The sequence below is a fragment of the Serratia sp. CMO1 genome (assembly GCF_015689115.1).
Lineage (GTDB): Bacteria > Pseudomonadota > Gammaproteobacteria > Enterobacterales > Enterobacteriaceae > Serratia > Serratia marcescens.
This window is the reverse complement of the sequence record NZ_CP065032.1, coordinates 2071366-2092488: the sequence shown is the minus strand read 5'-3', so window position 1 is coordinate 2092488 and position 21123 is coordinate 2071366. Positions and strand designations below refer to the sequence as shown.

The 21123-nt window shown below is 60.0% G+C and carries 20 protein-coding genes; 11 read left to right on the top strand and 9 right to left on the bottom strand.

Annotated elements, in window-relative coordinates; genetic code table 11:
• Positions 1-14: 14 nt before the first annotated feature.
• The 6 genes from IT763_RS10025 to IT763_RS10000 all read right to left on the bottom strand — a co-directional run bounded on the left by IT763_RS10025 (position 15) and on the right by IT763_RS10000 (position 7672).
• A complete protein-coding gene (locus IT763_RS10025) occupies positions 15-1148 on the bottom strand; it encodes an ABC transporter substrate-binding protein (protein WP_028128169.1) in 1134 nt (377 codons plus the stop codon).
• Positions 1149-1298: 150 nt separating this feature from the next.
• Complete coding sequence (locus tag IT763_RS10020; protein WP_004931430.1) at positions 1299-2582, bottom strand: serine transporter; 1284 nt, start codon at positions 2580-2582, stop codon at positions 1299-1301.
• Positions 2583-2839: 257 nt separating this feature from the next.
• A complete protein-coding gene (locus IT763_RS10015; RefSeq protein ID WP_033640514.1) occupies positions 2840-4177 on the bottom strand; it encodes a cytochrome c in 1338 nt (445 codons plus the stop codon).
• Positions 4178-4189: 12 nt separating this feature from the next.
• Entirely contained in the window at positions 4190-5971 is a 1782-nt protein-coding gene (locus IT763_RS10010) for a GMC family oxidoreductase (protein ID WP_004931432.1), read from the bottom strand.
• Between the two features lie 2 nt (positions 5972-5973).
• Positions 5974-6699 (bottom strand): gluconate 2-dehydrogenase subunit 3 family protein, encoded by a 726-nt coding sequence (locus IT763_RS10005; RefSeq protein WP_033640515.1) that lies wholly within the window; start codon positions 6697-6699, stop codon positions 5974-5976.
• A 307-nt stretch (positions 6700-7006) separates the two neighbouring features.
• Positions 7007-7672 carry a transglycosylase SLT domain-containing protein gene (locus tag IT763_RS10000; RefSeq protein WP_004931439.1) on the bottom strand — a complete coding sequence of 222 codons (666 nt, stop codon included), beginning with the start codon at positions 7670-7672 and terminating at the stop codon, positions 7007-7009.
• A 109-nt stretch (positions 7673-7781) separates the two neighbouring features.
• Here IT763_RS10000 and ghoS point away from each other — a divergent pair, with 109 nt between their 5' ends.
• From ghoS to IT763_RS09970, 6 genes are all read left to right on the top strand, one after another.
• Positions 7782-8081 carry a type V toxin-antitoxin system endoribonuclease antitoxin GhoS gene (gene ghoS / locus IT763_RS09995; protein ID WP_016927977.1) on the top strand — a complete coding sequence of 100 codons (300 nt, stop codon included), beginning with the start codon at positions 7782-7784 and terminating at the stop codon, positions 8079-8081.
• A 131-nt stretch (positions 8082-8212) separates the two neighbouring features.
• Positions 8213-9157: a metal ABC transporter substrate-binding protein gene (locus IT763_RS09990; protein WP_049300233.1), complete on the top strand. Its 945-nt coding sequence runs from the start codon at positions 8213-8215 to the stop codon at positions 9155-9157.
• Positions 9154-10044 (top strand): manganese/iron ABC transporter ATP-binding protein, encoded by an 891-nt coding sequence (locus IT763_RS09985; RefSeq protein ID WP_049300232.1) that lies wholly within the window; start codon positions 9154-9156, stop codon positions 10042-10044. The genes IT763_RS09990 and IT763_RS09985 overlap by 4 nt, the downstream gene beginning before the upstream one ends.
• Positions 10044-10904 (top strand): iron/manganese ABC transporter permease subunit YfeC, encoded by an 861-nt coding sequence (gene yfeC, locus IT763_RS09980; protein ID WP_049300231.1) that lies wholly within the window; start codon positions 10044-10046, stop codon positions 10902-10904. Before IT763_RS09985 ends, yfeC begins: the two co-directional genes overlap by 1 nt.
• The gene (locus tag IT763_RS09975) at positions 10904-11758 is read left to right on the top strand and encodes a metal ABC transporter permease (protein WP_033640520.1); all 855 of its coding nucleotides are present in this window, start codon (positions 10904-10906) and stop codon (positions 11756-11758) included. The genes yfeC and IT763_RS09975 overlap by 1 nt, the downstream gene beginning before the upstream one ends.
• A 236-nt stretch (positions 11759-11994) precedes the next feature.
• A complete protein-coding gene (locus IT763_RS09970; RefSeq protein ID WP_004931452.1) occupies positions 11995-12864 on the top strand; it encodes a fructosamine kinase family protein in 870 nt (289 codons plus the stop codon).
• Between the two features lie 35 nt (positions 12865-12899).
• On the opposite strand, the gene IT763_RS09965 is transcribed toward IT763_RS09970, so the two are convergent.
• Complete coding sequence (locus IT763_RS09965) at positions 12900-13460, bottom strand: YniB family protein (protein ID WP_004931453.1); 561 nt, start codon at positions 13458-13460, stop codon at positions 12900-12902.
• A gap of 185 nt (positions 13461-13645) precedes the next feature.
• On the opposite strand from IT763_RS09965, the gene IT763_RS09960 reads away from it, so the two are divergent.
• The 4 genes from IT763_RS09960 (at position 13646) to IT763_RS09945 (ending at position 18201) form a co-directional block, all read left to right on the top strand.
• A complete protein-coding gene (locus IT763_RS09960) occupies positions 13646-14926 on the top strand; it encodes an HdeD family acid-resistance protein (protein WP_151254713.1) in 1281 nt (426 codons plus the stop codon).
• Positions 14927-14989: 63 nt separating this feature from the next.
• Entirely contained in the window at positions 14990-15655 is a 666-nt protein-coding gene (hxpB, locus tag IT763_RS09955; protein WP_033640522.1) for a hexitol phosphatase HxpB, read from the top strand.
• A gap of 424 nt (positions 15656-16079) precedes the next feature.
• Entirely contained in the window at positions 16080-16628 is a 549-nt protein-coding gene (locus IT763_RS09950; protein ID WP_004931456.1) for a metal-dependent hydrolase, read from the top strand.
• 181 nt (positions 16629-16809) lie between these two features.
• Positions 16810-18201, top strand: coding sequence for an L-cystine transporter (locus tag IT763_RS09945; RefSeq protein ID WP_176063306.1), 1392 nt, complete (start codon positions 16810-16812; stop codon positions 18199-18201).
• Between the two features lie 63 nt (positions 18202-18264).
• Here the strand turns inward: IT763_RS09945 and phnX are convergent, their stop codons facing one another.
• Together phnX and phnW are read right to left on the bottom strand one after the other, a co-directional pair.
• The gene (phnX, locus tag IT763_RS09940) at positions 18265-19074 is read right to left on the bottom strand and encodes a phosphonoacetaldehyde hydrolase (protein ID WP_049300226.1); all 810 of its coding nucleotides are present in this window, start codon (positions 19072-19074) and stop codon (positions 18265-18267) included.
• 9 nt (positions 19075-19083) lie between these two features.
• Positions 19084-20187, bottom strand: coding sequence for a 2-aminoethylphosphonate--pyruvate transaminase (gene phnW / locus IT763_RS09935; RefSeq protein ID WP_206195381.1), 1104 nt, complete (start codon positions 20185-20187; stop codon positions 19084-19086).
• Between the two features lie 154 nt (positions 20188-20341).
• Between phnW and phnR the strand changes: the two genes are divergently transcribed.
• Complete coding sequence (gene phnR / locus IT763_RS09930) at positions 20342-21061, top strand: phosphonate utilization transcriptional regulator PhnR (RefSeq protein WP_048795867.1); 720 nt, start codon at positions 20342-20344, stop codon at positions 21059-21061.
• The last annotated feature ends 62 nt before the right edge of the window (positions 21062-21123 follow it).

Genomic DNA, 21123 nt, shown 5'->3' with positions numbered 1-21123 from the left:
CGCGCCCGTTGCCGTTATTTCCCCGCCGGCGCCTGCGCGCCCAAAATGCCCTTGCCTTCCGGCACTTCGGTAAAGCGACTGAGGATCTCGCTGTAGGTCTTGGCCGGATCCAGATCCGGGAACTGCGCCGGATAGATAAACTTCGCCAGATACTCCAGCCCCACGATGTTGTACGGGTGGTTGTAGAAGTTATGGTAGATGCCGTAGAACCGCCCTTCCTTCACCGCCGACACCTGTGAGAACCCCGGGCGCTGTTTCATGCGGTTGAAGGCCTCATCCACCTGTTGCTGCGTCACGCCATAGCCGAACGGCACCGCGGCATTGGTCTTGCTGGCCCACTGTGAGCCGGAAACAATGTAGGCGTCCGGTTTCATGGCGATCACTTTTTCCAGCGCCACGTCGCCGGTCGCGCCCGGCAACAGCGCAGAGCCGATGTTGCGCGCGCCGACCGCCTCGACCAACGCGCCCCAGCCGACGTGCGCATGGGTGAAGCAGCAGGATTCCAGACCATTCAGACCGGCCTTGGCTTCGAAGAACACCAACGGTTTGGGCTCCACCGCCTGCGTTTTGGCCAGAATGGCCTGATAATGCTGCTGATAAAAATCGGTATATTGCTTGGCTTCGCTTTCGCGGTTGAGGGTTTCCCCCAACAGCGTCACGCTTTTCGGCGTGTTTTCCACCGGCTTGAGCATGGTATCGATAAACAACACCGGCACGTTCAGCGCCTTCAGCTTATCCAGCACGCCGGTTTGGCTCAGCGAAGGCTTGGAGCGCAGCTGGGCGATCATCAGATCGGGGCGTTTGGCGATCACGCTCTCCAGATTCACTTCGCCTTTATCGCTGAATCCCATGTCGATGATGTTTTTCGCCGCCGGCCATTTGCTCTGCAAGATATCCCAGGTCGCCGCGTCGCTTTTCTTCAGCAGGTTATTCCAGGCCACCAGCCGGCCGAACGGGTTGGCGCGATCGAGCAGCGCCAGCGTGAGAATGTCGCGCCCGTCCTGCACCACGATGCGTTTCGGCTCTTGCTGGAGGGTGACCGTCTGGCCGGAGGTGTCGGTCAGGGTCAACGGATAGGTAGTGGCCATCGCCGGAGAGGCGAGCAAGGCGGCGCAAACCAGCGCCGGCAAAGTGATTCGACGGTGCACGAAAAACTCCTTAGTCATGAATACATTCAGAAAATACTAATGAGAATGGCTTGCATTATCAAAGATAACGCCCGGCATGTCGGCGATTAATTGCAAAGGGATGTGTAAAGGAAGGGTAAGAGGCGCGCCGGAAGCGGCGCGCCCAGGGGATCACATCAGGCCGTAGATCAGCGCCGACAGCGCAATCAGGCCCATCACCAGCACGAATACGTTGCTCGCCGCGCGGTACTGGCGCATGGCCGGCACCGCACGCACAGCGTACATCGGCAGAATGAACAGGATGGCGGCAATCAGCGGGCCGCTGATGGTTTCGATGATGTGCAGCGCGCTGGGGTTCCACACCGTCGCCGCCCAGGTGAGCAGGAACAGCGCCACCGCCGAGATGCGGTGCGTCATGCGCGAGCTGAGCGGCTTGCCGACCGCGCGCGTGACGCCGTCGATCAGGCTGGTCGCCCCTTCCGTCACCCCCAGCGAAGTGCCGAGATAGGATTTGGCCATCGCCAGCATCGCCATCACCGGGCCAAGGTAGGCGATCAGCGGGTTGGAGAACTTGTTGGCCAACGTGGTCAGCACCGTGATGTTCTGCTCTTTCGCCTGCAGCATGTCTTCATGAGACAGGCTCAGCACGCAGCTGAACACGAAGAACAGCACGGTAACGCAGATCAGCACATAGCTATAGCGCATGATGCGCGCGCAGCGGCGTTCCGCCTTGTCGCCGTACAGGCTCTTCTGGGTCGAGGCGAAGGAAGAGATGATCGGCGCATGGCTGAAGGAGAACACCATCACCGGCACCGCCAGCCACAGCGAATGCCACAACCCCGGCGTGTCGAAGCGGGTGGCGGCCAGGCCGTGCACGAAGTTGGCGGTATTCCAGCTCGGCATCAGATAGAGCGAAATGCCCATCAGGAACACCAGCAGTGGGAACACCAGCATGCCCATCGCCGCCACGATGCTGTCTTTGCCGCGCAGCAGCACCAGATTGAGCACCACCACCACCGCCAGGCTCAGCCAGATGCGCGGCAGCGGGGCCACGTGGAACTGATGGATCAGGAAGCTGTCCAGCGCGTTGGTGATCGAAATGCTGTACACCAGCACGATCGGGAAGAACGCCATCAGATACAGCATCATGATGATTTTGCCGGCCAGCACGCCGAAGTGTTCCACCACCACATCGTGAATGTTGCCGTCGCGGCTGGAGCCGGAAAGCACGAAGCGGCTGAGCGCGCGGTGCGGCAAATAGGTCAGCGGGAAAGCGAACAGCGCCATCAACAGCAACACCAGCGGGCCGTTCAGGCCGGCGTTGATCGGCAAGAACAACGTACCGGCGCCCACCGCAGTCGCATAGAGACCGAACATCCAAACGGTGTCGGTTTTGTTCCATTTGGCAGGCTGAGCGGCCGTCAGCGTGCCTGAATCGGGAGAAATCGTACTCATGAGACAGTCTACCTTAATCTGCGGCGACAACGATTGCGCCTAACGGGATATCCTTCTCCGCGAGTTTTTTAATAATAATCAGTGAATTAAAGCGATATTTCATACTTACGCCTGATGAAAGGACGGCAAAGGATAATGAAAAATCCGCTGCGGGTCTATGTTTTATCGGCTGAATGAACGATTTGCGAACACATTGTGCTGAAAAAAACGGCGCACTCAGTAAAAACTAAGGGCCCCTTACGGAGCCCTTAAGCGGTTTATTTCTTCGCGTCCGGATGGTCCGGCACCTCGGCGCTGCCCATCTCCTTCTCGTCGCGGATCATCGAGCGGTCTTTACGCACGTCGGCCACGTCGGAAGCGCTCACCGGTTTGGCGCTGTTGCCCCAGCTGGAGCGGATGAAGTTCACCACGTCCGCCACCTGCTGATCGTTCAGACGCCAGCCAAACGGCGGCATGGTGATGTTGGATACCGCCCCCTGCACCGCCGGCGTAGTGTTGCCGGTCAGCACGATGTGGATCAGCGAAGTCGCGTCCTCGGTCTGCACCACCGGATTGCCCTTCAGCGACGGGAAGGCGCGCTTGTAGCCCACGCCGTCGGTGCGGTGGCAGGCCGCGCAGTTATCGACATACAGCGCCGCGCCGGGCTTGCTGTCGTCGCCGCGCCACAGATCCTTGGCCACGCTGTCTTCGACCGGCGCCGCCTGCTGCTTGCCGTCTTTCGGCGGCAGCGATTTCAGGTAGCGCGCGATGGCGGTCAGATCGTCGTCGCTCAGGTATTGCAGGCTGTGCTCCACGACGTCGCTCATGCCGCCGAACACGATGGCTTTGTCGTTACGGCCGGTTTTCAGGAACTCTGTCAACTCGGCTTCGCTCCAGCTGCCCAGGCCATCCTTGCGGTCGCCGCGCAGGCTGGAAGCCACCCACCCGTCGATCGGCGCGTTGCTGCCGGACAGGTAGTCGTCGCTTTCGCTGTTGCTCAACGCTTTTTCCTGCATGGTGATGCTGCGCGGGGTATGGCAAGCGCCGCAGTGCCCCAGGCCTTCCACCAGGTAGCGTCCGCGTTCAATCACCGGATCGGCCTTGGCGTCGGCAACGAAGTCCGCCGGCGACGGCGCAAACATGCCGCGCCAGATGCTCAGCGGCCAGCGCATCGACAGCGGCCACGGGATGTCGGAGTCTTTGTTGGCCTGTTCCACCGGCTGCACGCCGTGCATGAAATAGGCATACATGGCGCGCATGTCGTCCTCTTTCACCAGCGCGAACGACGGGTACGGCATCGCCGGGTACAGGGTGCTGCCGTTTTTGGCTACGCCCTTACGCACCGCGTTGTCGAAATCCTCGAAGCTGTAATCGCCGATGCCGGTTTTCTTGTCCGGCGTGATGTTGGTCGAGTAGATGGTGCCGATCGGCGTCTCCATCGCCAGGCCGCCGGCGAAGGTTTTGCCGCTCTTGCCATCAGTATGGCAGGCCACGCAGTCACCGGCGCGCGCCAGGTACTCGCCGCGCTTGATCAGCTCGCTGCTGACGGTGGCGTCCTGCGCCCAAACGGAAAAACTCACTGCACTGAGAACCAGTGCCGGTACAAATGCTTTCATCGTTCGCCGTCCTTATGCCTGCACCAATGGGCCTGGGTTTTTCAGATACTGCTCGCGAATGGCGCGGGCAGACCAGTAAGCCAGCGCCGCCACGGTGCCGGTCGGGTTGTAGCCCAGCCCTTGCGGGAAGGCCGATGCGCCGATCGAGAACACGTTGTGCACGTCCCAGCTCTGCAGATAGCGGTTGACCGCGCTGGTCTTCGGATCTTCCCCCATCACCGCACCGCCGTTCATGTGGGTAGTCTGGTAGCTGGTGGTGTCGAAGTGGCTGTTGGCGTTTTTCGGGCTGCCGGCGATCAGTTTCGGGTTCATCGCCTTGGCGATCGGCGCCATCTTGTCGTACATGAACTGCGCCATCTTGATGTCGTTTTCCTGCCAGTCGAACGTCATGCGCAGCAGCGGCTGGCCGAACACGTTCTTGTAGTTGGGATCGAGATCCAGATAGTTGTTGCGGTACGACTGGTGCGCGCCGTGGGCGTCCATCGAGACGTGATGGGTATAGGCATCCGCCACCGCCGCTTTCCACTTGCTGCCCCAGGCCGGGGTGCCCGGTGGGGTCGGCAGGCCGGAGATCGGCTTGGTGCCCGCCTGGTTGACCCAGAACGGCGAACCGCCGACGAAGCCTTCTTTGGCGTGATCGAAGTTATCGGCGTTGAAGTCATCCACGCCCACGCCGTTGCCGCCGGCGCCGATGAACGGGTTGGTGAACACGTCTTTATCGAAGAACGCCTTGATGGTGGTCATGTTCTGGTAGGCGAAGTTGCGCCCGACCACGCCTTCGCCGGTTACCGGATCGTAAGGCTTGCCGATGCCGGACAGCAGCATCAGGTGCACGTTGTGGAACTGGAACGCGCCCAGGATCACCAGATCGGCCGGCTGTTCAATTTCGCGGCCCTGCGCATCGACGTAGTTCACGCCGGTGGCGCGGGATTTGTCGTCGGTCAGGTTGACCTTCAGCACGTTGGCGTTGGTGCGCAGCTCGAAGCGTTTCTCCATGCGCAGCGCCGGCAAGATGTTGACGTTCGGCGAGGCCTTGGAATACATGTAGCAGGCGTAGCCGCTGCAGAAACCGCAGAAGTTGCACGGGCCCATCTGCGCGCCGTACGGGTTGGTGTAAGAATCCGAGGTGTTGGCGGACGGCAGGTTGTAGGGGTGGTAACCCACCTCCAGCGCCGCTTTCTCGAACAGCTGAGCGGAGTAGGTATTTTTCTGCGCCGGCAGCGGGAAGTCGTCGGAGCGATCCGGCGCAAAGCGGTTACCGCCCTTCTGCGCCACTTTCTGCCCTTTGATGGTCCAGGCGGTGCCGGAAGTGCCGAACACTTTCTCCGCCTTGTCGAAGAACGGCTCCAGCTCGTCGTAAGTCACGCCGAAGTCCTGGATGGTCATGTCCTTCGGAATGAAGTTTTTGCCGTAACGCTCTTCATAATGGCTGCGCATGCGCAGTTCGATCGGATCGACGCGGAAATGCACGCCCGACCAGTGCAGGCCGGCGCCGCCGACGCCGGTGCCCGGTAAGAACGCCGCCAGTTGGCGGTAAGGCACCGCGGTCTGGCTGCTGTTATGGCGAATGGTGACGGTGCTTTTCGACAGATCCTGGAACAGCTTGCGCCGAATGTTATAGGTCAGCTCGTCGATCACCTGCGGGTAAGAGCCGTCCGGATAGGTGTCGCGCATCGGGCCGCGCTCCAGCGCCACCACGTTGAGGCCGGCCTCGGTCAGCTCTTTGGCCATGATCGCGCCCACCCAGCCGAAGCCGACGATCACCGCGTCTACTTTTTTCATTACCGTTGCCATGGTTAGCCCCTCTCCCCACGAATCGAGACCGGCGGGAAGGGATAACGCTCCCCTCGCTCAACCCAGTCCATAAAATCGGCGCGCGCGCCCGGAAAATTAATCAGCTTCCAGCCAACCATGTCTTTGTTGCCGCCATGGATCGGATCGCTGAAGAAACCTTCACGGGTGTTTTGCAGCAGATAGGAGAAGAACAGTTTCGACGGCAGTTGCTGGAACTCCGCCTCGCCGGACTCGAACTTTTGCAGCAGGGCGTCCTGCTGCGCGCCATCCAGTTCGGCGAAGGGTTTGCCGGCGTTTTTCTTGCTGTAGGCGTCGGCGTCTGCGATGCCGAGGTTGTAGATTTGCTTGGGCACCAGCGGCAGCTGATAGCCCATTTCCTTCGGCACATCGGGGTTGAATGGCCCCTGCATGTACCAGATGGAACCGGTGGCGTACGGGGTATTCATCTGGCGATCGATAAACTCCGGCACGCCGGCTTCCAGCGCGCCGGGGCCGCGTTCGTCGGCCGGGATCAGGCGCGCGACGGCAGCCTTGATGAAGGCCCACTCTTCCGGGGTGAAAAAGGTCGGTTGGTAATCGTTCTGCGTTGAGGTGTTCGAGGCAGCGACCGCCGGTGTCGGTGCCGTCAGCGCGCCAACGCCGCTGCCACCAATTACCGCCGCAGGAATTAAGGTCATCGATTTCAACAAGAAATCGCGCCGCGAATTGTTGGTTTTATGATTCGACATGTCACATTCCATCCAAAGATAGTCACAACTATTTAACCGCAACCTTGCGATCGATACGGGTTTTTAAAATAATTTGTTACTTATTTGTATATTTATTGAAGGTCAGAATGCGCACAAAAGCAAAAATGTTACCGGTAACTTATTGAATGAACGTAAAGATTTATCTGCTAACGTAAATTTAACTTTTTGTGCGGTTTTTCCGATAAGCGGTGAGGAAATAACGAAAAATGAGAGGTGGGTCGCGCACTGGAACGGTGCCGAAAACAAAATCGGCCGCGTTAAGCGGCCGACTCGACAAAAAAGAGGATTACTGCGACATCGCCTGATAGGCGGTGGTCACCTTCCACAAATAGCGCGGCGCCTGCGGTGCCGGGTGCTTTTTCTGGATGTGCTGATAAAACTCATCCGGGCTCATCTGATTAATGCGATTGACCGCCACGCGCTTGTCCGAGGAGAAGGTGCGCAACATGGCGCCCGCCCCGTTCACGTACGAAACGATAGTGGCGTAACGTAAAGTCTGTGGGTTGTTGATCCCGGCTAGCTGCTGGCTTTGAAGAATATTGATATAGGCCGTTCCCAGATCAATATTGACCGCCGGATCCTTCAGCTCACGCGAGCTGGGTTGCCCGCTTCGTCCCTTCATGCGATAGGCGTCGCGGCCGGCGGTAGAAGCCTTAAGCTGCATCAATCCCACTGCGTTCGAGGTGCTGACCACGTTCGGGTTAAACCCGGACTCCACCTGAATAATCGCTTTAATCAGCGTTTCGTCAACGCCATAGTTGCTGGCCGCCTGACGAATGTAATCGTTATAAGCAACCGGGGTGCCCGTGCGGTTTACCGGTGCCTGCGGAGGGGGTTTTAACCAACCGCCGCGCGTTGTGCCACTGCCTGAAATATTGCTTGCCGTTTGCGGGTCTTTGGCGCACCCCGACAAAAGTAAAATTGCCGTAAGGCAACCTATTTTTGTTTTCACAGAATCCCTCACTCCTTTCAATGAGTTGCGTAGCATATACAACTTGTAAGGACACCTGCAGTAATTTTTTGGGCTAATCTCAAGCTATCCATATACCAAGAGGTGATTTATGAGTCAATCTGCAACAAGCTGCTTTGTGGTGACTTTTCGCTATCAGGAAGCGGGATTAACCGACCTGGCGAAGCTGACCGGGCAATTGACGCGCGAAGGTTTTGTCACGTCGGTGACAGACGAAAATGGCGTTCACCACGAACTCGGCAGCAACAGTTTTGCGTTCATAACCGTGTTGGATCAAGAGGATGTACTGCGCCTGGCGCAGGGGTTCGGGCAGTTGGCATTGGGAAAACAGCCGGAGGTGGCGATATGCAGCTGTGAGGACTACCTTCAGCGGTTACATACTGATACATAAAATGCTATAACTCCCCGGACGGTATTATTTTTTCAGTTGGAGAAATACCCCGCCGGCGGTGGGCAAGTGACGCTTGACTTCGCTTCAATTGATATTGATAATCATTTTCATTTGAACCAGGAGACGTCATCATGCCATTGATAAGTTGCGCTTTTCATCGCAGTCGCCCTTCCCGCGCTGCCGCACTGTTACGCCCTTTTACGCTCGCCTGCCTGCTGCTCGGCGCCGCCTTGGTCAGTCAAAACGCGCTGGCGGAAAAAAAGCTGCGCGTGGTGACCACCTTCACCATCATTCAGGATATCGCCCAGAACGTGGCCGGTGACGCCGCCGTGGTGGAATCCATCACCAAGCCGGGCGCCGAGATCCACGACTATCAACCGACCCCGCGCGACATCGTCAAGGCGCAGCACGCCGACCTGATCCTGTGGAACGGCATGAACCTGGAGCGCTGGTTCCAGCGTTTCTTCGAAAACATCAAGCAGGTGCCGGCGGCGGTAGTCACCGAAGGCATTACCCCGCTGCCGATCCGCGAAGGGCCCTATAACGGCAACCCGAACCCGCATGCCTGGATGTCGCCAAGCAACGCGCTGGTGTATATCGAGAACATTCGCAAGGCGCTGGTGGCGCACGATCCGGCCAATGCGGAAACCTATAACCGCAATGCCAAGGCCTACGCAGAGAAAATCGGCGCGCTGGACGCCCCGCTGCGCGAACGCCTGGCGCGCATTCCGGCCGCACAGCGTTGGCTGGTGACCAGTGAAGGCGCTTTCAGCTACCTGGCGCAGGACTATCAGTTGAAAGAGGTTTATCTGTGGCCGATCAACGCCGATGAACAAGGCTCGCCGCAGCAGGTGCGCCGGGTGATCGACGCCGTGCGCGCCCACCATATTCCGGTGGTGTTCAGCGAGAGCACCATTTCCGACAAGCCGGCCAAGCAGGTGGCGAAAGAAACCGGCGCCAAATACGGCGGCGTGCTGTACGTAGACTCGCTGTCCACTCGCGATGGCCCAGTGCCGACCTACATCGACCTGCTCAACACCACCGTGCAAACCATCGCCAAAGGATTCGATCAATGACCCATGAACCGTTTGCCCGCCCGGAGTTGAACGTGGACGACGTCACCGTGACCTACAACAACGGACACACCGCCATTCACAACGCCAGCTTTACCCTGAGCGGCGGTTCGATCTGCGCGCTGGTCGGTGTCAACGGCAGCGGCAAATCGACGCTGTTCAAAAGCATCATGGGGCTGGTCAAACCCACCAGCGGCCGGGTTTCGCTGAGCGACAAACCGGTGGCGGACGCGCTGAAAAAGAACCTGATCGCCTACGTGCCGCAAACCGAAGACGTCGACTGGAACTTCCCGGTGCTGGTGGAAGACGTGGTGATGATGGGCCGCTACGGCAAGATGAATTTCCTGCGCATTCCGTCACGTGAGGACAGGTTGCGGGTCGACAAGGCGCTGGAGCGCGTCGGCCTCAGCGAGCTGCGCGGCCGGCAGATCGGCGAGCTGTCCGGCGGCCAGAAAAAGCGCGTGTTTCTGGCGCGCGCGTTGGCGCAACAGGGCACCGTGCTGCTGCTGGATGAGCCATTCACCGGCGTGGATGTGAAAACCGAGAATGCCATTATCGAGCTGCTTCGCGCATTGCGCGACGAGGGGCATCTGATCCTGGTCTCCACCCACAACCTCGGCAGCGTGCCGGAGTTTTGCGATCGGGTGATCCTCATCAACCGCACGGTGCTGGCCGCCGGCCCGACCGAAACCACCTTCACGCAGAGCAACCTGGAGCAGGCGTTCGGCGGCGTGCTGCGCCATATCAACCTCTCCGGTCCGGATCTGCACGACGACAACGATCCGCGTACCGTTACGGTGTTGACCGACGATGAACGCCCGGCGGTGTTCTACGGCCACACCAAGAGCGATCCGCCGGCCAACAGCCAGGCCAGGGAGAAACAATCCTGATGCTGGACCTTCTGCTGCAACCTTTCAGTTATAACTACATGGTGAAAGCCATCTGGGTCAGCGCCATCGTCGGCGCCGCCTGCGCGTTCCTGTCCGCCTATCTGATGCTGAAAGGGTGGTCGCTGATGGGCGATGCGCTGTCGCACTCGGTGGTGCCCGGCGTGGCCGGCGCCTATGCCCTCGGCCTGCCCTACGCCGCCGGCGCCTTCTTCACCGGCATGCTGGCGGCGCTGGCGATGACGCTGGTGCGCCACATCACCCGGCTGCGCGAAGACGCTATCATCGGCTTTATCTTCTCCACCTTCTTCGCCGTCGGCCTGCTGATCGTGTCGCTCAACCCCACCTCGGTCAACGTACAGTCGATCATCTTCGGCAATATTCTCGGCATCGCCGACGAAGACGTGCTGCAGGTGGAAATCATCATCGGCGTTTCGCTGCTGATCCTGTGCCTGGTGTGGAAAGACCTGCTGGCGGTATTCTTTGACGAAAGCCACGCGGTGTCGATCGGCCTGTCGCCGCTAAAGCTGAAGATCCTGTTCTTCACCCTGCTCAGCGCCTGCACCGTCGCCGCGCTGCAAACCGTCGGCGCCATTCTGGTGATCGCCATGGTGATCACCCCGGGCGCCACCGCCTACCTGCTGACCGACCGCTTCAGCCGGTTGGTGATCATCGCCATCATCATCGGCGCATTGACCAGCGGCGTCGGCGCCTATCTGAGTTTCTTCCTCGACGGCGCCACCGGCGGTGTGATCGTCACCCTGCAAACGCTGGTGTTCCTGGCGGCGTTCTTCTTCGCGCCGAAACACGGCCTGCTGGCGGCAAAACGTCGCGTGGCGCATTCGCAAACCGGAGGCCGCTGATGGACACGCTCTACCAACTGCTCAGCGAACCCTTCGCCTACCCGTTCATGCAGCGAGCGATCGTCGCCGCCATCGTTACCGGCGTGGTGTGCGCCGTGCTCTCCTGCTATCTGGTGCTCAAAGGCTGGTCGCTGATGGGCGATGCCATCTCGCACGCGGTGCTGCCCGGCATCGTAGTGGCGTTCGTGGTCGGCATTCCGCTGGCGATCGGTGCCTTCCTTTCCGGCATCTTCTGCGCGGTGGCCACCGGCTACCTGAAAGAGAACAGCCGGGTGAAAGAAGACACTGTGATGGGCATCGTTTTCTCCGGCATGTTCGCCTTCGGCCTGGTGCTGTTCTCGCGCATCGACACCGACCAGCACCTGAGCCACATTCTGTTCGGCAACATGCTGGGCATCACCGACGGCGAGCTGAAGCAAACCCTGCTGATTGCCGGCATCACCCTCGCGGTGGTGTTGCTCAAGCGCAAAGACTTCATGCTGTACTGTTTCGACCCGCACCACGCCCGGGTGATTGGCCTGCCGGTCAAGCTGCTGCACTACGGGCTGCTGTGCCTGCTGGCGATGACCATCGTCGCCTCGCTGCAGGCCGTAGGGGTGATTTTGGTGATCGCCATGCTGATCGCCCCCGGCATCATCGCCTTTATGCTGTGCCGCCGGTTTGATCGCATGCTGATGGCGGCGACGGTGGTGTCGGTGTTCTCCTGCGTGCTCGGCACCCTGATCAGCTTCCACATCGACGGCGCCACCGGGCCCTGCATCGTCATCGTGCAGGCCGTGCTGTTCGTTGTCGCCTTGTTGTACAGCAAGCTGCGTCCGTTACAGGGTAACAAAAACGCCCCGATGGGCAGTTAAACGCCCCTCTGATGCGGCGGGGTTCCCCGCCGCATCCTATCTTTCCCTCGCTTATCCGTTGTCATCAAGTTGCAACCGGTATTGCGCTTAAATTAATCAATAGGGTATATACTTTGAGCTGGCGAGCCGTTGAAAAAATCGCCGCCTTTGACGCCGGCTGTGCGCCGCGTCGTGTTTTCACCACGGGAAAGACGCTAACCTAATGAATTATCAGGCAGCACAGAGGGGGAGATACCATGTGGCAAGCCGTTAGCCGTCTGTTAAGTGAACATCTTGGCAGCGCAGAGATACGCGAAAGGATTGAACTGCCCGGGGGCGACATTCACCCGGCGTGGCGCGTGAGTTACGGTGATAACGAGGTGTTCGTGAAATGCGACGCCCGGGAACAACTGCCGATATTCACCGCCGAAGCCGATCAGCTGGCGTTGCTGGCGCGCAGCAAAAGCGTGCGGGTGCCGGAAGTGTACGGCGTCGGCAGCGATCGCGACTACAGCTTCCTGCTGCTGGAGTATCAGCAGCTGAAACCCCTCGATGCTCACGGCGCCTACTGCCTGGGCCAGCAGCTGGCGCATTTGCACCAGTGGAGCGAGCAACCGCAGTTCGGTCTCGACTTCGACAGCGATCTGACCACCACCCCGCAACCCAACGCCTGGCAGCGCCGCTGGTCGGAATTCTTCGCCGAGCAGCGCATCGGCTGGCAGCTGCAACTGGCCGCGGAGAAAGGCATGACCTTCGGCGATATCGACGACATTGTCGATCGGGTGTATCTGCGCTTGCAGCACCACCAGCCGCAACCGTCCCTGTTGCACGGCAACCTGTGGCCGGGCAACTGCGCGATGACCGCCCACGGGCCGATTCTGTTCGACCCGGCCAGTTACTGGGGCGATCGAGAGTGCGATTTGGCGATGCTGCCGCTGTATCCGGAGCTGCCGCCGCAGATCTACGACGGCTATCAGAGCGTGTGGCCGCTGGGGGCCGGGTTTATCGAGCGCCAGCCGCTGTATCAGCTGTACTACCTGCTCAACCGCAGCAACCTGTTCGGCGGCCAGCATCTGGTGGCTGCACAACGCGCGGTGGAGGCGCTGTTGCAGCCGGAGGCGTCATAACGTTCCGGGGCGCCGAGCGGCGCCCCGTTGATGGCTCAGGCCGCGCCGGCCAATTGCCCTAACAAGCGGATCACGAACCAGGCGATCACCGCAATCACGATCGGCAGGATGTACAGCGGGAAGTACTGCAGGAAGATGGTGTGGTGCGGCAGCGTGATACGCTCCTCCAACTGCTGGCGCGTGTGCCCTTCGCTGCCCTTGGCCTGCTCCAGGATCATCTGATCTTCCAGCCCTTCGCGAATGAACTTGACCTGACGTGACATGCGCGCGCCGGAAGCCTGCAAGGCCAGCCCGACGAAGATCAATATATAGATGATGATGAACATCAAATTGGCGCCGCTGAACAGGCTTTTATCCACGTCAGGCACCGGCGAGTTGTACCAGAAAAGGTTCAGGAACGGCGTATTGAAACGCACCATATCCACCATCACGTGGACAAAATCCAGCATCACTGCGTTGATGCCTTTGGTTTTTTCACTGTGCTGATAGATAAAGCCCAGCACGGAAATCAGCGTCGACAGCAACGCCGGGATAAAAACCACCCATCCGAGAATGCGTTTCAAAATGGCGATACGCCCGGCCTGTTGATACGTCATGTGTTCCCCTTGTTAGCGACGTAACCGAATCGGCTAAGTCTACCTGCAGTTGGCGAAACTCGCCCACCGTTTTCTTCATTCCCGCTGTGCTACAAGCTTAGCCGAATTCGACAAAATCAACTGCTTAACGATATCCGGGCACTATCATTGAAGAGATAACGTTATCCATTCGGGCAGAGGCCGCCATGATTCGACTGATTATCTTATTGCTGGGCGCGCAGGCGCTGCACGGCCAGCGCCGCCTGCTGGTGCTGTTCGGTTGGCTGTGGATAGCCGCAGGGGCGCTGATGCTGTTCGACATACTGCAGGATGGCCGGTCCATGCTGGCGCTGGATGCGCTGGCGATCATCCTGGCGCTGGAGGGACTGGTGGCGATATCCGCCGCGCTGGTGATCGGCTCTTCGGCCAGCAGGCCGGTGCTGCTGAAGGGGCTGGGCTTCGTGTTTATGGCCTTTTTAACGTTGGACGTGCCCGCAGACGATAACATCGTCGCCACCGTGGTGTTTGGCAGCGCGCTGCTGCTTGACGGCGCCGTGCGCATCGCCTCCTCCACGGTGATTCAACACAGTCGATGGAAAGGCGTGGCGCTGGCGGGCGGCGGCGAGATCCTGCTTTCATTGATGATTTTTGTCGGCTGGCCAGCGCCGCATCGGATGACGGTGCCCTTTTGCCTCGGCGTGATGATGGTGCTTTCCGGCTGGGCCTTATTGCGTATCGCCCGCAGACTGACAAGCTTCTCTCTGAATCAGCACCCCGTGCGGCAGCCACCGCCCCCGGAGGATGAGACTGCGCCGCTCACGGTGTATGTCTGGACACCGATTGGTGCGGCTAAAGATCCGCGCCGGCGTTACATCGTCGACCGATACATCGCGGCGGTCGACGGCGGCGGCAATATCTCCACCGGTCACGCCGCTCTGGCGCTCGCGCCGGATGTGTATATCAGTCACTACCCGCTCAACGACATCAGCCATTCCGTTCAGGATTTCCGCCAGTTGTTGCATGCCGGCGAACAGAACAACGTCGACGGGCGTTTCCTGCCCGACCTGCCGGGCGAGATCGCCGCCTGGTGCCCACCGGACAAGAAAATTCAGTTCTACCGCTATAACCCGGCGGCGCTGCGCGCATTCTGGCTGCGTTATCGGCAGGACGCCACCTACAACCTGACTCGGCGCAACTGCTCCACCACGGTCATCGGCGCGCTCGACAGCGCGTTGGAAGGCGTGCTGGGCGATAAACATCTGTGGCGCCGTTTTCTGCTGCTGGTGCTGGATCCCAACCTGTGGATGCTGGCGGTACTGCGCAGCCGTGGCGAAAGCATGACCTGGACGCCAGGCTTGGTGCTGGACTATGCGCGCATGTTGCAACAGGTTACCGAGCGCCAGCACCAACGTTGGTGGTTAAAGCTACGCGAAATGTGGACTATCCTTCGCTTTGGCAAAAGCCACACGCGCAGGCAAAGATTTTAGTCTCGCCGCCGGCGATGATAGAGTGTCGGCACATTCACCCGCGCCGACAGGAGTTAACCGCTAATGGCTTATTCGCAACGCATTGAAACCGCAATTTTTGATATGGACGGCTTGTTGATCGACTCGGAACCGCTGTGGCTGCAGGCCGAGCTGGATATCTTCGGTGCGCTGGGTTTGGATCTGTCCGATCGTCACAAGCTGCCGGACACGCTGGGGCTGCGCATCGATCTGGTGGTGAAGATGTGGTACCAGGCGATGCCGTGGCAAGGGGTTTCGCTCGATGAGGTGTCGGCGCGGATTATCGAGCGCGCCATCGAGCTGGTGCACGAGACGCGCCCGCTGCTGCCGGGCGTCCAGCAGGCGCTGGAGCTGTGCCGCAGTCAGGGGCTGAACATCGGTCTCGCCTCCGCCTCGCCGCTGCACATGCAACGGCAGGTGCTGAAGATGTTCGATCTTGAAGGTTACTTCGATCAGCTGGTTTCCGCCGAATACCTGCCGTACAGCAAACCGCATCCAGAGGTCTACCTGATCGCCGCCGAACGCTTGGGCAGCGATCCGTTGCGCTGCATCACGCTGGAAGACTCCTTTAACGGCATGATCGCCACCAAGGCCGCGCGCATGCGTTCCATCGTCATCCCGGCGGCCGAATACCGTCACGATCCGCGCTGGGCGCTGGCAGACCACAAGCTGGAGACCCTGGAACAGCTCACTGCCGCTCACTTTGCCTGACCAGCGGCGCCGGCCGCCGGCGCCCTGCGTTTGCCGCTCTGCGTCATAAAAGGGATCCGTACTGCAAAATAAACAAAACAGCGTTTCATTATTATTGAATTAGCATGTTGTTATTATTATGCTGGGCGGCAGGAAAGCGACGGTCCGCGGAGCGTTGTCACTGCCACGCAGCGCTCTTCGCGGCCGCCGCTTCCTCCCGCCGCCGCGTACTGAAAACCGCCCTTATTTCTCTCCGTTCCGCACCGCCCATTGCCCGCTTTTTGTTCACGCCCGTCAAAAGCGATGATTTGTTACGCATTGCCGTAACAAGCCGTTGTAAAATCGGGAAAAATAAACAATTGGTTACAGGGTAACTGCTTCCACTACTGGGAATTTTCCCATATACTGGATAAATTAACAGTTTACCAGCCGGAATCGCAACAGCATGACCGCGGAAGGACATCTCATTTTCTCTGTCGCTTGCGCGATCTTCGCCAAGAAGGCGGAAGTCACGCCAGAGCTGGCTACCGGCGACTGGTGGCACATCATACCCGCCGCGCTGCTGACCTCGCTGCTGCCGGACATCGATCACCCCAAGTCGGTGCTGGGCCAGCGCCTGCGCTGGATCGCCTTGCCCATCGCCCGCGCCTTCGGCCACCGCGGTTTCACCCACAGCCTGCTGGCGATCGCCGGCGGCATGGCGCTGTTCCAGCTGGACGTGCCGCGCAGTTGGCCGATCCCGGCCGACGCGCTGCACGCCATGATCATCGGTTACTTCAGCCATCTGCTGGCCGATATGCTCACCCCCGCCGGCGTGCCGCTGCTGTGGCCATGCCGCTGGCGTTTTCGCCTGCCGCTGCTCAACTCGCAAAAAGGCAACCAGCTGGAGCGGGTGCTGTGTCTGTGCCTGGTGGCGTTTGCCATCTGCTGGCAAGGTGATTTCACCCTGCCGGTGCAATCCTATGTCGAGCAAATCAGAAATATCAGACTCTGATCACAAAAAAACGCTTAACCCATCACCTTGATGTATATAAAACAAACAAAAACACACAAAAAGCTATATCAAATTCCATTTGGATATAAGTGGGCCACTCGGCAAACTGTTACGATATTTACATCGCGACATACGTGATGCGTTGTCGTTTTTATAAGAAAGATTATTGGAGACATTGGGGATGAATCTTCCGCTCGTGATTAACGTGCTGGTGTTTGTCGCGCTCCTTTTGCTGCTGGCGCAAACCCGCCACAAGCAATGGAGCCTGGCGAAAAAAGTGCTGGTCGGCCTGGTGGTCGGCGTGGTGTTCGGTCTGGGCCTGCAGCTGGTGTACGGCGCCGACAACCCGGTACTGAAAGAATCCATCAGCTGGTTCAACATCGTCGGCAACGGCTATGTGCAACTGCTGCAAATGATCGTCATGCCGCTGGTGTTCGCCTCGATCCTGAGCGCGGTGGCCAAGCTGCATAACGCCTCTTCTCTGGGCAAAATCAGCGTACTGACTATCGGCACGCTGCTGTTCACCACGCTGATCTCGGCGCTGGTGGGCGTGCTGGTCACCAACCTGTTCGGCCTGACCGCCGAAGGCCTGGTGCAGGGCGCGCAGGAAAGCGCGCGCCTGACGGCGATCCAGACCAACTACGTGGGCAAACTGGCCGACCTGACCGTGCCGCAGATGGTGCTGTCGTTCATCCCGAAAAACCCGTTCGCCGATCTGACCGGCGCCAGCCCGACGTCGATCATTAGCGTGGTGATTTTCGCCACCTTCCTCGGCGTGGCGTCGCTGCAGCTGCTGAAAGACGACAAGCCGAAAGGCGAGCGCGTGCTGGTGGCTATCGACACCCTACAGGCCTGGGTGATGAAGCTGGTGCGTCTGGTCATGAAGCTGACGCCGTATGGCGTGCTGGCGCTGATGACCAAAGTGGTCGCCGGTTCCAACATTCACGACATCGTCAAGCTCGGCAGCTTCGTGGTGGCCTCCTACATCGGCCTGGCCATCATGTTCGTGGTACATGCCATCCTGCTGGCCTTCACCGGCGTGAACCCGATGAAGTTCTTCCGCAAGGTGTGGCCGGTGATTACCTTCGCCTTCACCAGCCGCTCCAGCGCCGCCAGCATTCCATTGAACGTGGAAGCGCAGACCCGTCGTCTGGGCGTGCCGGAATCCATCGCCAGCTTCTCGGCGTCGTTCGGCGCCACCATTGGCCAGAACGGCTGTGCGGGCCTCTACCCGGCGATGCTGGCGGTGATGGTTGCGCCGACCGTCGGCATCAACCCGCTGGATCCGGTGTGGATCGCCACCCTGGTCGGCATCGTCACCCTCAGCTCCGCCGGTGTGGCGGGCGTGGGCGGCGGCGCCACCTTCGCCGCGCTGATCGTGCTGCCAGCGATGGGCCTGCCGGTGACGCTGGTCGCGCTGCTGATCTCGGTCGAACCGTTGATCGACATGGGCCGCACCGCGCTGAATGTCAACGGCTCCATGGCGGCAGGCACCATCACCAGCCAGCTGATGAAGCAAACCGACAAAGCCGTGATGGACAGCGAAGACGAAGTCGAACTGGCTCACCGCTAACGCCGTCTCAGAACAAAAAAACCGGGGATTATCCCCGGTTTTTTTATGCCCCGCGTTCGGTCGTTACGGCCGCTCGCCGTTCGCCAGCCGCCGGTTGATATCGGCGATCACATCCGGTAATTGCGCCAGCGTGTCTATCACATAATGCGCGCCCGCCGCGTACAGCTTATCGGCCGCCGCCGTGCGGCGCTGCGCTATTTCCCCTGCCGCCATTTGACGGTACTCCGACCAGGTAGCGCCGAACTCGTTGCCGGACAGCGCCAGCCCGACGCTCCACATCCCGGCGTTCAGCCCTTCGGCAATGCCCGGCACCGCGTCATCCACCTTCACGCAGTGCGCCACCGCATCGATGCCCAGCGCGATCGCGTTCTGCAACGCCATCCACGGCCCCGGCCGCCCGCCGGCCGCGAGATCGTCAGTGGCGACCCAGTAATCCGGCGCGTAACCGCGCTGCGCGGCGGCCGGCGCCAGCACCTCCATCACCGCGCGTGGATAACCGGAGCAGGAGCCGATTTTAATGCCCTGTTCGCGCAGCCCGGCAATCACCTGCGGCACGCCCTCAATGGGATCGGCGAAGTCGATCACTTTGGCGATTTGCAGCGGCATAAACGCCTGATACAGCGCGTCGATGTCTTGATGGCTCATCGAGCGGCCCAGCTTCTGTCGCCAGCGCGCGTCGACCGCCGGCAGTTTGCCCAGCGCCTCGATGTGCTGCCATTTGCCGAGGCCCATCGGAATGCGCGCTTCCGCCAGGCTAATGTCGATATCGAAGGTGTGTTTGAACGCCTCGACGAAAATCTGCGTCGGCGCAAAGGAACCAAAGTCCACCGTGGTGCCGGCCCAGTCGAGGATCACTGCGTTGATCTGTTTCATGGTCAATCCTTATTGATTCCAGTACATCGCCTGCCCGACGGCCGCCAGCAAACGTTCGATATCCTGCGGATAAATTTCCCCGATGTTGCCGATGCGGAAGCAGTCGCTCTGCGACACTTTGCCGGGATAAATCACGAAACCTTGCTGCTTCAGGCGCTGATAAAACTCGGCGAAGCGGTAAGTGTCGGCCTTCGGCGAATAGAACGCGGTGATGATCGGCGAATGCAGCGCATCGTCCAGCAGGGTATCAAAGCCCAGCTCGCGCATGCCCGCCACCAGCCGACGCTGATTAGTCTGATAGCGGTGGTGGCGCGCGGCAATGCCGCCCTCTTGTTCCAGCTCTTTCAGCGCCTGCGCGAAGGCCAGCACGGTGTGGGTCGGCGACGTAAAGCGCCATTTGCCGGCCTGATCCTCCATACAGCGCCACTGGGCATACAGATCCAGCGACAGCGAGCGTGAACGGCCGGCGCATTTCTCCAGCTCGCTGCGGCGGGCGATGACAAAAGCGAAGCCCGGCACGCCTTGAATGCATTTGTTGGCGGAGCTGATCAGAAAATCGATGCCCAGCGCGTCCACATCCAACGGAATGCCGCCGAAGCTGCTCATGGCGTCGACGATAAAGGTCTTGCCGTTGCGCGCCGCCAGACCGGCAACCTTCTGCAGCGGGTTGAGCATGCCGGTGGTGGTTTCACAGTGCACCAGGGCGATATGGCTGATGCGCGCATCGCTTTTCAGCACCGCCTCCATCGCCGTCACATCCGGTTCATTCACCTCACCGCAGTCGAAAGTGTGGTGGTCGATATCCATCAGCCGCGCCATTTCGATCATCCGCGCCCCGTAGGCGCCGTTGTTGACGATCAGCAGCTTGTCCTGCGGGCCGATGACCGTGCCCAGCACGCCCTCTACCGCGAAGCTGCCGCTGCCTTGCAGCAGCACCGAGGTATAACCGGCGGACGGCGTCGCCAGCGCCACCAACCGTTGGCGAATGCGCTGCACCACGCCGAGGTTGTAATCTTCATCCCAGGTGCAGCTGTCATACAGCATCGCCTCTTTCACCGTTTTCGACGTGGTCAACGGGCCGGGGGTCAACAGCAGGTAGTTACGATCGGACATGTTATTTACCTATTGGTCTATACCAGATTGCGCACATTGTGGCGGCAAATTCCTGCCCCGGTCAAACGACAAAGCGCGGTGAAACAAAAAATTCATCTGGCTATGTATAATAAGCGCGTGCCGGAATGTCGGGCCGATGCCATAGCGAGATGAAATGAAAGAACATCAGGGCGATATGCCTCACTACCTGCAGATCAAGGATCAGCTTCAGGCGCGCATCACCCGCGGCGCGCTACAGGCCGGCGATAAGCTGCCTTCGGAGCGCGAGCTGTGCGCCATCTTCTCCACCACCCGCGTCACCATTCGCGAAAGCCTGGCGCAATTGGAAGCCACCGGCGCCATCTACCGCGCCGATCGCCGCGGCTGGTTCGTCACGCCGGAACGGCTGTGGCTGGATCCGACGCAGAACACCAACTTCCACCGTCTCTGTCAGGAGCAAGGGCGCACGCCGCGCACCGCGCTGCTGTCCGGCGAAAAAACCACGGTGCCGCTCGACGTGATGCAGTCGCTGGCGCTCGAACCGTTCGATCAGGTGTATCTGCTGCGCCGCGTGCGGTATGCCGACGGCCGCGCCATCTGCTATTGCGAGAACCACTGCCTGCCGCAGCGGGTGCCGGCACTGCTCAGTCACGATCTCAACGGCAGCCTGACCGAGGTTTATCAGCAGCATTACGATTTGATTTACAGCAACATGCACCTGTCGTTCTACCCGACCGCCCTGCCTTATCGCGCCGCCAATGCGCTCGGCGCCATGGTCGGCCTGCCCGCGTTGCTACTGCGCCGGTTGAATTACGATCAGCACGGCCGCATTCTCGATTTCGATATCGAATACTGGCGCCACGACAGCCTGCGCATCGAAGTCGATACGCTTTAACCCCCTGCATGACGGGGCTGCGCCTGCCGCTCCGCCTTTCTCTCCCACGCCTAATCCCCGTC